At 48.5% G+C, this 12756-nt stretch carries 11 protein-coding genes; 8 read left to right on the top strand and 3 right to left on the bottom strand.

Annotation, left to right across the window (positions count from 1 at the left end; genetic code table 11):
* The first annotated feature begins 45 nt into the window (after nt 1-45).
* Genes L3C95_RS12090 through hutI form a run of 4 tightly spaced genes read left to right on the top strand, consistent with a single transcriptional unit; the run spans nt 46 to nt 4993 of the window.
* Nucleotides 46-531, top strand: a complete 486-nt coding sequence (locus L3C95_RS12090) for a MarR family winged helix-turn-helix transcriptional regulator (RefSeq protein WP_236387379.1) — start codon at nt 46-48, stop codon at nt 529-531.
* 21 nt (nt 532-552) lie between these two features.
* Nucleotides 553-2121 (top strand): histidine ammonia-lyase, encoded by a 1569-nt coding sequence (gene hutH, locus L3C95_RS12085; protein WP_236387377.1) that lies wholly within the window; start codon nt 553-555, stop codon nt 2119-2121.
* Complete coding sequence (gene hutU / locus L3C95_RS12080) at nt 2099-3763, top strand: urocanate hydratase (RefSeq protein WP_236387375.1); 1665 nt, start codon at nt 2099-2101, stop codon at nt 3761-3763. The genes hutH and hutU overlap by 23 nt, the downstream gene beginning before the upstream one ends.
* A gap of 3 nt (nt 3764-3766) precedes the next feature.
* Nucleotides 3767-4993, top strand: coding sequence for an imidazolonepropionase (gene hutI / locus L3C95_RS12075; protein WP_236387373.1), 1227 nt, complete (start codon nt 3767-3769; stop codon nt 4991-4993).
* A 54-nt stretch (nt 4994-5047) separates the two neighbouring features.
* Here hutI and L3C95_RS12070 read toward each other — a convergent pair whose 3' ends face one another.
* Nucleotides 5048-7294 (bottom strand): cellulase family glycosylhydrolase, encoded by a 2247-nt coding sequence (locus L3C95_RS12070; RefSeq protein ID WP_236387371.1) that lies wholly within the window; start codon nt 7292-7294, stop codon nt 5048-5050.
* Between the two features lie 214 nt (nt 7295-7508).
* Here L3C95_RS12070 and hutG point away from each other — a divergent pair, with 214 nt between their 5' ends.
* Nucleotides 7509-8510: a formimidoylglutamase gene (gene hutG / locus L3C95_RS12065; RefSeq protein WP_236387369.1), complete on the top strand. Its 1002-nt coding sequence runs from the start codon at nt 7509-7511 to the stop codon at nt 8508-8510.
* Between the two features lie 138 nt (nt 8511-8648).
* A complete protein-coding gene (locus tag L3C95_RS12060; RefSeq protein ID WP_236387368.1) occupies nt 8649-9254 on the top strand; it encodes a hypothetical protein in 606 nt (201 codons plus the stop codon).
* A gap of 83 nt (nt 9255-9337) precedes the next feature.
* Here L3C95_RS12060 and purU read toward each other — a convergent pair whose 3' ends face one another.
* Entirely contained in the window at nt 9338-10201 is an 864-nt protein-coding gene (purU, locus tag L3C95_RS12055) for a formyltetrahydrofolate deformylase (protein WP_236387367.1), read from the bottom strand.
* A gap of 63 nt (nt 10202-10264) precedes the next feature.
* Between purU and L3C95_RS12050 the strand changes: the two genes are divergently transcribed.
* Nucleotides 10265-10756 carry a metallophosphoesterase family protein gene (locus L3C95_RS12050; protein WP_236387365.1) on the top strand — a complete coding sequence of 164 codons (492 nt, stop codon included), beginning with the start codon at nt 10265-10267 and terminating at the stop codon, nt 10754-10756.
* 41 nt (nt 10757-10797) lie between these two features.
* The gene (locus L3C95_RS12045; RefSeq protein WP_236387363.1) at nt 10798-11892 is read left to right on the top strand and encodes a DUF4421 domain-containing protein; all 1095 of its coding nucleotides are present in this window, start codon (nt 10798-10800) and stop codon (nt 11890-11892) included.
* 190 nt (nt 11893-12082) lie between these two features.
* Here the strand turns inward: L3C95_RS12045 and L3C95_RS12040 are convergent, their stop codons facing one another.
* Nucleotides 12083-12715, bottom strand: a complete 633-nt coding sequence (locus L3C95_RS12040) for a hypothetical protein (RefSeq protein WP_236387361.1) — start codon at nt 12713-12715, stop codon at nt 12083-12085.
* Between the last annotated feature and the right edge of the window lie 41 nt (nt 12716-12756).

Below are 12756 nucleotides of genomic sequence, written 5' to 3'. Positions count from 1 at the left end.
CTTATTATTGTACCAAAATATATAAGCGCTTATATAATTTGCCTTATGAGTTTTTATGCTTCTTTAGGATACCTGGTCTTTGGCAGCCGTTTAAGACGGCTGAGCGAATACTTCCTTATGGAGGTCAATAAGGTATATGAGCAGTCTGGTATTGCTTTTGACGCCAGCTGGTTTCCCGTATTCTACATCTTGTCCCGCCAGCAGAACATTCCACTGATAGATATTGCCGAACAACTGGAGGTCTCTCACTCCGCCGTCAGTCAGCTGATCACCGGTCTGAAAAAGAAAGGCCTAGTTAAGACAGCCCCCTGCCCGGATGATGGTCGCCGGCAACTGGTTATGCTCAGTAAGAAAGGAGAGGAGCTGCTACAACAGGTACAACCTGTATGGGGCGCTATCACGGAAGCCATGAAAGAACTGACAGACGAACATAAACAAAGCAGATTATTGCTGGAGGCGGTGTCGCAGGTGGAAAGTGCTGTGCAGGAAACGCCTTTATCCGTACGGATCCTGGCGTCTATGAAAAACTAATTCGATTCAATCCAATTTACAATGATACACCAATTCAAGTACGGAATTGATCAGCTTACCGTAGGTAAAGCGCTGGATGTGGCGGCTGGCCGCCTTCCCGGCGTACTGGTACCGGAGGTGACTGAACGCATAAGAACCAGTGCTGCACATGTACAGGCCATCGTAGCGGCACACAGTACCGTATATGGTATCAATACAGGCTTTGGGCCCTTGTGCGATACCAAGATATCCGAAGAAGATACCCGTGCCCTGCAATACAATATTCTCCAGAGTCATAGCGTAGGTGTTGGCAATCCTATTCCTGAAATGGTGGCCCGCGTCATGCTGGTCACCAAAGTTCATGCGCTGGCGCAGGGCTATTCAGGGGTGGCGTTGTCCACCCTTGAACGCATCATCTGGCATATCGAACATAACATTACCCCGGTGGTGCCAGAAAAAGGCTCTGTAGGTGCTTCCGGCGACCTTGCGCCTTTAGCGCATCTCTTCCTGCCATTGATAGGTCTGGGTGAGGTGTACTATAAAGGACAACGCCGGCCTGCATCGGCGGTCTTACAGGCAGAAGGAATGGATCCTGTCGTGCTGGGACCTAAAGAGGGACTGGCGCTCATCAATGGTACACAGTTCATCCTGGCCTTTGCCGTGACTGCTTTACAGCGGATGCACAATGCACTCGAAGCGGCAGATATCATCGGGGCTTTATCTCTCGAAGGCCTGATGGGAACATCCCGTCCTTTTGATCCACGGCTACACGCCATCCGGCCTTACGCCGGCAGCCAGCTGGTAGCACACCGCCTGAAGACCATGTTGGAGAGCTCTGGTATCATGGCGGCACATGTTGACTGTGGCCGTGTACAGGACCCTTACTCCCTGCGCTGTATGCCACAGGTACACGGGGCCTCGCGCACCGCTTGGCTGCACCTCTGCGACCTGACCACCATAGAGCTGAATGCGGTGACTGACAACCCTATCATCTTCAGTGCAGAAGATACTATCAGTGGTGGTAACTTCCACGGACAACCACTGGCCTTACCGCTCGATTATGCTACTATAGCGGCTGCGGAACTGGGCAACATCTCTGACCGCCGCTGTTATATGATGATTGAAGGCCGTTACGGGCTGCCTAAATTACTGATAGAAGATGCCGGTCTGAACTCCGGTTTTATGATACCACAGTATACTACAGCAGCCCTGGTGACAGAAAATAAGACTCTCTGTTTCCCAGCCAGCGCTGATAGCGTACCAACTTCCCTGGGCCAGGAAGACCATGTTTCCATGGGTTCCATCAGTGGCCGCAAACTGCACCAGGTAATAGACAATCTCGAATATATACTTGCAATAGAACTGCTGTATGCTGCACAGGCAGTAGATTTCAGACGCCCCCTGCAATCAGGCCCGATCCTGGAAGCTGTTCACTCCTTCGTACGTGAAACGGTGTCTTTCGCAGCGAAAGACAGGATCTTTGCAAATGATATACAACTGCTGCACACAATTGTCGCCAATCAATCTTTAGTAAATGTGGCCAACGAAGCGGCCCTGGATAATCATTTATCACTAAACGGTATTTATCATGACCAGTTCGGAATTTATTAAAACATATGCGGCTCACCCGCACTATAAAGCACCCCGGGGGAATGAGCTGCATGCACGCTCCTGGCAAACGGAAGCGCCCCTGCGCATGTTGCTGAACAACCTCGACCATGAAGTAGCTGAGAACCCTGATGAACTGGTAGTATATGGTGGCATCGGCCAGGCAGCGCGCAACAAGGAAGCACTACAGAAGATTATTGAAATATTGCTTGAACTGGATGAAGACCACTCTTTACTGGTGCAGTCAGGTAAACCCGTAGGTGTGGTACGCACACATCCACAGGCGCCACGTGTGATGCTGGCCAACAGTAACCTGGTGCCTAAATGGGCTACCTGGGAGCACTTCAATGAACTCAGAGCAAAAGGACTGATGATGTATGGCCAGATGACCGCCGGCAGCTGGATCTACATAGGTACGCAGGGTATCTTACAGGGTACCTACGAAACCTTTGTGGCCTGTGGTAAGCAGCATTTCAACAGCGATCTGAAAGGTAAGCTGGTGGTAACTGCCGGTTTAGGTGGTATGGGCGGCGCTCAGCCACTGGCAGCCACGATGGCAGGCGCAGTGTTCCTGGGAGCAGATGTAGATGAAACGCGTATTCAAAAGAGAATAGCGACCCGTTATATAGATCGTATTACACACTCTTATGAAGAAGCCATTGCCTGGGCGATGGACGCCAAAGCCAAAGGTGAAGCGCTTTCCATCGGATTAGTAAGTGATGCAGGCGATATGCTTGAACGCTTGTTACAGGACAATATCATCCCCGATGTATTAACTGATCAGACGTCTGCACACGATCCCGTGAATGGTTATATACCCAACGGATTGTCTTTACAGGAAGCGGCTGATCTGCGTAAAAAAGACCCTGCTGCATACAAACAACGCGCACTGAAAAGTATGGCCCGCCATGTAGGCTATATGCTGGCATTACAAGAGAAAGGCGCTGTTACCTTTGATTACGGCAATAACCTGCGCGAATTTGCACGTGAAGGCGGAGAAGTTAACGCATTCAATTTCCCGGGCTTTACGCCTGCGTATATCCGTCCCCTGTTCTGTGAGGGTAAAGGTCCTTTCAGATGGGTTGCCTTATCAGGCGATCCACAGGATATCTATACTACCGACCAGGCTTTAATGGAAGCATTCCCTGAAAATAAAGCATTGATCAACTGGCTGAAAAAAGCACAGCAACAAGTGGCCTTCCAGGGTTTACCGGCACGTATCTGCTGGCTGGGACTGGGAGAGCGGGAGAAGGCAGGACTAATCTTCAATGAGCTGGTAAGAACAGGTAAAGTAAAGGCGCCTATCGTAATAGGGCGCGACCACCTGGATTGCGGCTCAGTAGCATCTCCCAACAGGGAAACAGAATCAATGAAAGACGGCTCTGACGCAGTATCTGACTGGACATTGTTAAACCTGATGGCTAACACTGGTGGTGGTGCTACCTGGGTATCATTCCATCATGGTGGTGGTGTAGGCATGGGTTATTCACAACATGCAGGTATGGTGATACTGGCCGATGGTACTGATCGCGCCGCCGCTTGTCTGCAAAGAGTGCTGTTCAATGATCCGGCGCTTGGCATCTTCCGTCATGCAGATGCAGGTTATGAAGAAGCAAAGGAAACAGCCAGAAAATTTAATATCTGACGCATGGAACTAATTGGCCCCTTTTCACAGATATTACCGCTTACAAACCTGCCCCTCAAAGGAGCTTTGCACGATGAACAGCTGCTGATCATCGAACAGGGCGGTGTTGTAACAGACAGCGGCAGAATACTCGCTGTGGGCGATTTTAAAGCATTGCAACATCAGTATCCTGACTGCGATGTCACACACATTACAGTGCCTTCGGTGCTGTTGCCAGGCTTCATAGACTGTCATACGCACATCTGTTTTGATGGCTCCCGCAACCGGGATTATGCCATGCGTATTGCAGGTAAGTCCTATCTTGAAATAGCCCGCGCAGGCGGTGGCATATGGGATTCTGTCACGAAGACAAGAGTGGCAGATCAGGAAACACTGATGAACAATACAGCCGCGCGTGCAAACCGGCATTTACACGAAGGCGTTACTACTATCGAAGTAAAAAGCGGTTATGGCTTGAACCTCGAAGGAGAACTGAATATGCTGCGTGCTATCCAGGACGCTGCCAGTCATACGAAAGCCACGCTCATTCCTACCTGCCTGGCAGCGCACATGCGACCTAAAGACTTTGAAGGAACAGAGGAAGCTTATCTGAACTGGATCATCAGCAACTTACTGCCCGTCATTCAATCAGAACAACTGGCGCATCGTGTTGATATCTTCATAGAAGAAACGGCATTCACACCAGGGCCTGCGAAACATTTCCTGCAACAGGCTGCTGACATGGGCTTTACTGCCACTGTACATGCCGATCAGTTTTCCACCGGAGGTACTGCTGTTGCCATCGCTTCCGGTGCGCTTTCTGCGGATCATCTTGAAGCCAGTGACGACGCTGCTATTGCACTACTGGCCGCTGCAGATATTGTTGCAGTGGTATTACCGGGTGCGTCATTAGGTCTCGGTATGCATTATGCACCGGCAAGACGTTTGCTCGATGCAGGTGCTTCGGTGGCTATTGCAAGCGACTGGAACCCCGGCTCTGCGCCGATGGGCGACTTGTTATTACAGGCTGCCGTATTAAGTGCGGCAGAGAAATTATCGACTGCTGAGGTATTCGCAGCCCTCACAACCCGCGCTGCAAAGGCATTACAACTACACAACATCGGGCAGCTCGCCCCCGGATCCGTAGCAGACATGCAGGCATACCCCTGCGCTGATTACCGTGATATCCTGTATTACCAGGGTAAAATGAAGCCAATAAGGGTCTGGAAAGAAGGGGAGCGGGTGAAGTAAAAAAAACCGCCTCATTTTCATGAGACGGTTTAGTTGGCAAAATATAGTTTTCGTTTATTGTTTTACCACTTTACGTGTAATGGCTTTTTCTCCATAAGTCAGTTTCACGGTGTACACGCCTTTAGGTAAATGGTGGCCTGCGAAGCTGCTGTTGTACTGTCCTGCGTCCAGACGGCCGCGTTTCAGCACTGCTACCTGTTTACCATTGATATCGTATACTGCCAGTACTACATCTGCTGGTTTTTCCAGGAAGAAGCTGACAGTGCTGTTATCACCAAACGGGTTAGGATAGCTGGTCAGGGAAGTGCTCAGTTTAACAGGTTCCTGCAGTGGTTTTGCTGCTGCCAGTTTTGCTGCGGATGTTGTGGAAGTGATCACCAGTTGTGGTGCAGTCAGACCTGCTTCTTTTGATCGCCATACAATGCGCGGATCAGCCACCGTGTTGCTCAGCAGGGCCAGGGAAATACCATTACGGCCAGCTGCTTTTTCGCTCTGTACATAACTGGTGATATCCCATGAATAGTATCTGCCGGTGGAGTCAGTTACTGTTGTTGTTTGTAATGCAGCTGTACCTGCAGCAGGTTTGTTGTTCCAGGTCAGTACCGATTCTGTCCAGGTGGTATTGCCGACAGCGTAAACACCTACAGGAATGTTGGACACACGGTTATCTTCAATCCTGCCAAATACTTTCAGTACAGCAGAAGAGATGTTGCTTGCACTGCTTATATCGAAACGCAGATAGGCCTGACGGTCGTAACCCGGTGAGGTAGCAACATTCAGTTTGGATGATAATACTGCAGGATCAGTGGTGCCATAAGTAGTAGCTGCATAATCACCGTTCCTTACATAGGCGTCCTGCAGAGGAGCTAATGTAGTCTGCGTTGAAGAAGAAGAACTAACGATCCTCACTTCAGTCAGGCTGTTCCAGGCATTTATACTGTTACCATGACACAATATTCTTACGTGTTTTGCACTACGTGCAGAGAAGGTAAATGTTTCCAGTGCATTGGAAGTGCCGCTGCTGCTGAGGCCTGTGGCAGCTGATGACCACGTGTTGCCATCAGTGCTGGTCAAGATATCGAAGAATGTTTGTCTTTGTGTACCGTTGTAGAACGCAATGTCAACACGTGATACAGTAGTGGTGGTTTCAAGACAGAACTGTATCCACTGACCATCGCCTTCGGCAGACCAGCGGGTGCTGTAGTTATTGTCCTGTACATTGGCAGGTACGTTGCCATCATTAGCGCTTGCTGATACAGGTACGCACACGTTACCGCCCGGAAAATCATCCGCAGGACTCAATATACGCTCGCGGATCCATAGGCCTGCAGGTTTTAACCTGGCCGTGGTCCAGGGACCGTTAGAGCAGGTGCCGGTGATCCATACAGCACCGGAACGGAAGTCGTCAGAATAGTTCCAGTTCGTCCAGCTGATCTTTTTGTTGCGCATCAGATCGATGAACTGCTGCGCCATAGCGAAGTCGTTAGTGCCATCACCACTGGCTTTCTGTGTACCGAACTCCGTAACGAACACCGGCAGTCTGTCAGACGCTGTATTCAGCTGATTCAGGTATGGTGTGCGGTGATCCATCGCATAGAAATGGAAAGTATACATCACGTTGGGATACGTCAGCGGATTGTTGAATATATCCTGCAGGGAACCATCGCCGGAAAGGCCCATGGTGGACCAACCGTGCGTACCGACGAGAATAACGGCATCATTATCGATAGCACGGATGAACGGGATCATCTGGTCTGCATAGGTTTTGATCCTTGCCCAGGTAGCGCCTGAGTTAGGTTCATTACAGATGTCGTAAATGATGTTGTTCTTGTTCTTGTGTGTGTTGGCAATGGCCGAGAAAAAGGTCTTTGCGTTTGAAAGGTTCTCGTTCGGATCGCCGGGCGTCAGCTGGTGCCAGTCAACAAGCGCATACATACCACGTGCAGTGGCTTCTTCAATGAGACGGTTCACTTGTGCAGTGAAGCCTGCAGGATCGGTTTCATAACCGCCTTCCTGTACATAAAGGGAAATACGTAGTACGTCTGCACCCCAGTCATAGGCAAGGGCATCGAGAGAGGCTGCTGTCAGACAGCTTCCCCAGCCATACCACTGGATGCCATGTGTGCTCATGCCTCTGAGCTGGATAGGATTACCATACTGATTGCATAGTTTGGTACCGATCACCCGGAGCTGACCATTTCTGGATACCGGTGTCTGTGCGTGGATCTGTGACCATATGCCGGTCAGGCATAACAGCAACGCCGCAAGTTTGAAAGAAAGGCGTCTTCCGTTCTTTTTCATTTGGATAGTTGTTTTGAGGGTGAGAAAATAAAAAAGTGATATGTTGATTTTGTAATGGTTACATAGGCGGATATTGATATGGTTATGCCATAGGTTGATGCTACAGATTACATATACTACTAGTCGCTATAGGTTGTTTAATTCGCTTATCGCAATATAGGTACAAATTTTTAATACGAGCTAATTTTAAGTAACAATACTACCTTTACAGTATATGAAGAAGCCTGATTTTTACCGGCAGCCCGTTGCATGGACGGGAAGGATAGATGGTACGGATGAAGAATTATTGCGCTGGCATCAGCGTATTAATGTTGTGAATTTACTCACGGGTACATTGCCGGCATTAAAGCCGCATCAACAGGGCATTGCGTTCCTGGGATTTGCATGTGATGAAGGCGTACGCCGCAATAAAGGGCGTGTAGGCGCTGTTGAGGGGCCTGCAGCATTGAGGCGTGCATGCAGCAATTTTCCGGTACACTTTGATAACGAGCTGGTTTTTGCAGACACTGGTGATATCATCTGCAGGGATCATCAGTTGGAAGAGGCACAGGCAGCATTGGCTGATACCGTGCTGGCTATACGTAAAGCCGGTTATCTGCCGGTGTTACTGGGTGGTGGTCATGAGATCACTTACGGACATGCACAGGGTATTTACCAGCACCTGCAGCAACGCAAGAGAAGTGAGAAACTGGGACTGGTGAATATAGATGCGCATTTTGATTTGCGTATACCGGGGCAGGAGGGAAGTACTTCCGGCACTGGTTTCTGGCAGCTGGCGCAGGACTGTAAACTGGAAGGCATTCCCTTTTATTACCTGGCCCTTGGCGTACAGGCCAACAGCAATACCCAGCAGTTGTTCCGCATAGCGGGCGACCTCGATGTGCAGTATGTGGATGCAGACGCTTTCCACCTGCAGGATAAAGTGCTTTTACAGGCTGCTATAACCCAGTTCCTGAGGGATGTGGACCATGTATACCTGACGGTGGATTTAGACGTTTTTTCGGCCGCTTTTGCCCCCGGCGTGAGCGCTGTTGCTTATAATGGTATCCGTCCGGATGGTTTGTTCCTGGAATCTTACCGCAGTATCCTGCAAAGCGGTAAGCTGGCAGGCATCGATATTGCTGAACTGAACCCTTCGCTGGATATTGATAATCATACTGCCAAACTGGGCGCCTCCCTTCTGTTTGAGATGGCGAGTAATCTGCATTATCACTAAGGTCGTTTTAATCGCTTTATAGCTGCAAAATAGTATCATTATCCCCCGGTAAGGTATGCGTAGTTCCCGCAAATATTGCCGGGGGATGTTGTTTTTTAGAGAGCTTTTCTATATTTGGGGTCATAAAAAAGATTAACCATGACGTTCATCCCCAAAACAGCTATCATCGCTGCGATAGCTTTATGTTCCATCTCAATGGCTGACGCCCAGAAAATTAAAATTACAGAAGGTAATTTCTCTGCATTAAAGGGACAAACAGAGATTAACACAGAGTACTCATATGATCACATCAAGGTGGGTAACTTCGATAATGAAGATGATTACATCCAGAAGAAGAAAGACGAGTACAACAAGAAAGAAGCCGGAAGAGGCGATACCTGGGCAGTTGCCTGGAAGGAGGATCGTGCGAACCGCTTTGAGCCTAAGTTTGAAGAACTGTTCTCCGAAAATGCCGGTATCAAGGCTGGCAAATCTCCCAATGCGAAGTACACAATGATCTTCAAGACCACTTTCGTTGAGCCTGGCTTTAACGTGGGTGTGGTGCGTAAGAACGCATATATCGACGGAGAGATCTGGATCGTGGAAACAGCGGATCACGGTAAGGTTGTTGCTAAAGCAACGGTTGACAATTCACCGGGCAGAATGTTTGGTGGCTTTGACTTTGATACCGGTGCGCGTATCGCTGAAGCTTATGCTGCTGCTGGCAAAACGTTTGGAAGGAAAGTGAAAAAAGAAGCTGAATAATTATTGCGCCTGCAGAAGCTGAAGATAATAATGAAGCAGTGGTGGATACCTGAGATGCATGGTGTCCACCACTGATTCTGTGATCAGAATACGATCGTCTTGTTGCCATGGATGATGATCCTGTCTTCAACATGCGCCACTACTGCTCTGGTCAGCACCTGTCTTTCTATGTCGCGGCCCAATGCCACCAGATCGCTTACATCATGCCTGTGACTTACACGGGCCACGTCCTGGTCAATGATCGGTCCTTCATCCAGATCGTTGGTGACGTAATGCGCTGTAGCACCGATCAATTTTACGCCGCGTGTATAGGCGTTCTTATAAGGATTGGCGCCTGCAAATGCGGGCAGGAAGGAGTGATGTATATTGATGATCTTCCCCGGAAATACGCTGACGAAATCGGGAGATAAGATCTGCATATAACGCGCCAGTACTGTGAAATCAGCCTTTGCCTCCTGAATCAGCCGGATAGCTTCCTGTTCTTTCTCCGCTTTGGTGGCAGGAGTAACTGGCAGATAATGGAACGGGATACCAAAATCTTCCGTCAGTTCTCTCAGATCTTCATGATTGGAGATCACCAATGGTATATCCACGGGCAATTCGCCGCTGCGCCAACGCCAGAGTAACTCCATCAGGCAATGGTCGTAACGGGATACCATAATGGCCATTTGTTTACGATGGGAGGTATAGTCAATATGCCAGTCCATCTGTAATGGTCCACCTACTTTTTCCTGAAATTGTTTTTCCAGTTGTTCACTTGTAATGCCGGTATTTTCCAGGTGAAATTCCATGCGCATGAAAAATACCCCTTCTTTAGGGTCGGTACTGTGCTGACTCGCATCCAGGATGTTCGCGCCACAGGTATAAAGGAACTGTGATACGCCGGCAACGATGCCGGGCCGGTCCGGACAGCAGATCAGTAGCCTGCCGGTAATATCGCTCTGCATAAATCGAAATATATTGTCAGTAAAATACTAAATGTTATTTTACTTTTGGCCCAATTTTGAAGCATGAAGAAGATAGGATTGATGTCAGATACGCATAGTTACCTCCATCCGGACGTATTCAGGTACTTTGACAAGGTGGATGAGATCTGGCATGCGGGGGATATTGGTAACACTGAGCTGGCGGATAAACTGGAGGCTTTTAAGCCCTTCCGTGCTGTATATGGGAATATAGATGGGGCCGAGCTACGGGTGCGGTATCCGCTTCACCTGCATTTTGAATTGGAGCAGGTAAAAGTTTACATGACACATATAGGTGGCTATCCTGGGAAATATGCCCCCGGCGTAAAGGACGAGCTCCTGAAAAACACGCCCAAAGTGTTTATTTGTGGTCATTCGCATATATTGAAAGTAATGCCTGATCCGGCTTTAAAGCTGCTGCATATAAATCCCGGAGCCTGCGGTATACAAGGGTGGCATAAGGTTAAAACATTGTTACGTTTTGAATTGTCAGAAGGAAATATCAGCCAACTTGAAGTAATTGAGTTGCCAAAATAGGGAGGAAGTTTATACGTGAATATCATACAACTGAGAGGATAATGCAAAAATGGCTCGTTCTGTTGTCGGGGTGCCTTTTGTTATGTCTGGCTGTTTCAGCACAGAAAACTTCGCTGTTCAGAAAAGTGGGGAGCTGGCTGGAAGCTAAAAATGATTCAAATTATATCGAGGAGCATACCAGGGACCTCACTGTCCGCGTGTTTGGTTCCCGTAAGTACAATTATTACGATATCGTAGATAACAAGATCGTGGATGACGGGATCGTGGATAATGGTATTGTTTCAAATACAAAAAGCTCGCAGGAAGTACTGTACCGGCCGAATACGCCTTTTAACGTCGGATTTGGCTTTAACTACCGCTTTATAGGTATTAATGTCGCATTCAACCTTCCTTTTATCAATAAGCAAAGTGGTGACTACGGCAGAACAAAAGTGCTGGACCTGCAAACGCATATTTACTCCCGCAAACTGGTAGTGGACTTCTATGGACAGGTTTACAGAGGGTATTATATTGCCAATACAAGAAGGCTGTTCAGCAACCTGGGATCGGGCAATGTGGAAATGATCCGGCCGGATGCCCGCAATGTGAATATAGGCCTGGATGTGCAGTATGTCTTCAATGCGCAACGATTCTCTTACCGGGCGGCTTACCTGCAGAATGATTATCAGAAGAAGAGTGCAGGATCTTTTCTTATAGGAGGGGGGCTCTTTGGGATGAGAATGAAAGGCGATTCGGGATTGATCCCCTCATATGTTGAGAAGGCCGGGTTTTTCAACGGAGAGAATTTTTACAGGACGAGGGTCTTCAGTGCAGCTGCTAATGCCGGTTATGCCCATACCTTCGTTTATAAAAAACATTGGTTTGCCACGCTCTCTCTTACCGGCAGCTTAGGATTGAACTATACTACCCTGAACAGGGCAAAAGAGGCTGACCTGAGAAAAATAGGTTTACAGCTGAATAATAATATCCGTATTTCCATCGGGTATAACTCCTCCAGGTACTTCGCCGGTATCCACTATGTCGATTTGACCACCAGAAGCCAGTCGCCTGTGCCAGGCACTTACCAGACCATGGGGGCAGGTAATTTCCGTATCAGTTTTGCAAGGAGATTTACGTTGAAGAAGCAGTTGTTTTGAGTGCCGGGACTTCGGCTTTCTTGTATATCTGCAAACTACTGGTCAGATTGCCAGATCATTTCCGGTAACCAACACTCATATATCTATGGGTAGCCTGGTCAGACTGCAGATCATTTCCGGTAGTCATGTTAGGCTTTCTTTATTTTACAGCAGCTTGCAGCCAGGTAAGCCTGCTGAATTATTCCCTTTATCATCCCAAAGTCTTTAACTCTTCCTGCAAATTCTGACGCGCCAGGGCTTCGCGTTCTTCCCTGAACAGACTTGTTTTATAAATGACCGGAAGCTCCAGAAAATGGGTTAATACTTTCTTTCTGCCAGGCTTGTATAACATGTCGGGATAAATGCTGTATTCCTTCCTGATCTGTTGCGTATAGGTGATATAATCCGCCGCCGGTGCGCTTAATATAGACAGGTCAAAATCCAGGAAGTAATCCAGGTCGGTATTGTGGCTGCTGTTCACATGTGTTTTGGTAGCGCGGATAAAGTCCATTACCTGTTCTATACGTTCCGCCGGATAGCTGGTCTGGCGTAGGAAAGCCGCAGCGGCCATTGCGCTCTGTTCTTCATTATCCGTTTGTTTTACATCATAGATGATGTCGTGGAAGAAGATGGCCAGCGACAGTCTTTCGTTGTCTGCAATGCGATCTGCATAGGTATGTTGCAGTTGCAGCAACGCCTGCAGGTGATGGAGGTCGTGATAATGACGGTGCGATTCGGTATAATGACTGATGACAAGCCGGAAGCCTTCTCCGATCAGGGCCTGATCTTGTGTATATGGTTGTAGCAATTGCTGCCAGGTGGAATGCAGTGATTCGGTTAGCATAGGCTTAAAGTTAAAATAAAAATCCCGCCTACTGGAAGCAG

It is taken from the genome of Chitinophaga filiformis, from assembly GCF_021646545.1.
GTDB classification, from domain to species: Bacteria; Bacteroidota; Bacteroidia; order Chitinophagales; family Chitinophagaceae; genus Chitinophaga; species Chitinophaga filiformis_A.
The sequence above is the reverse complement of the archived record's forward strand: the minus strand, read 5'-3'. Positions and strand labels throughout refer to the sequence as shown.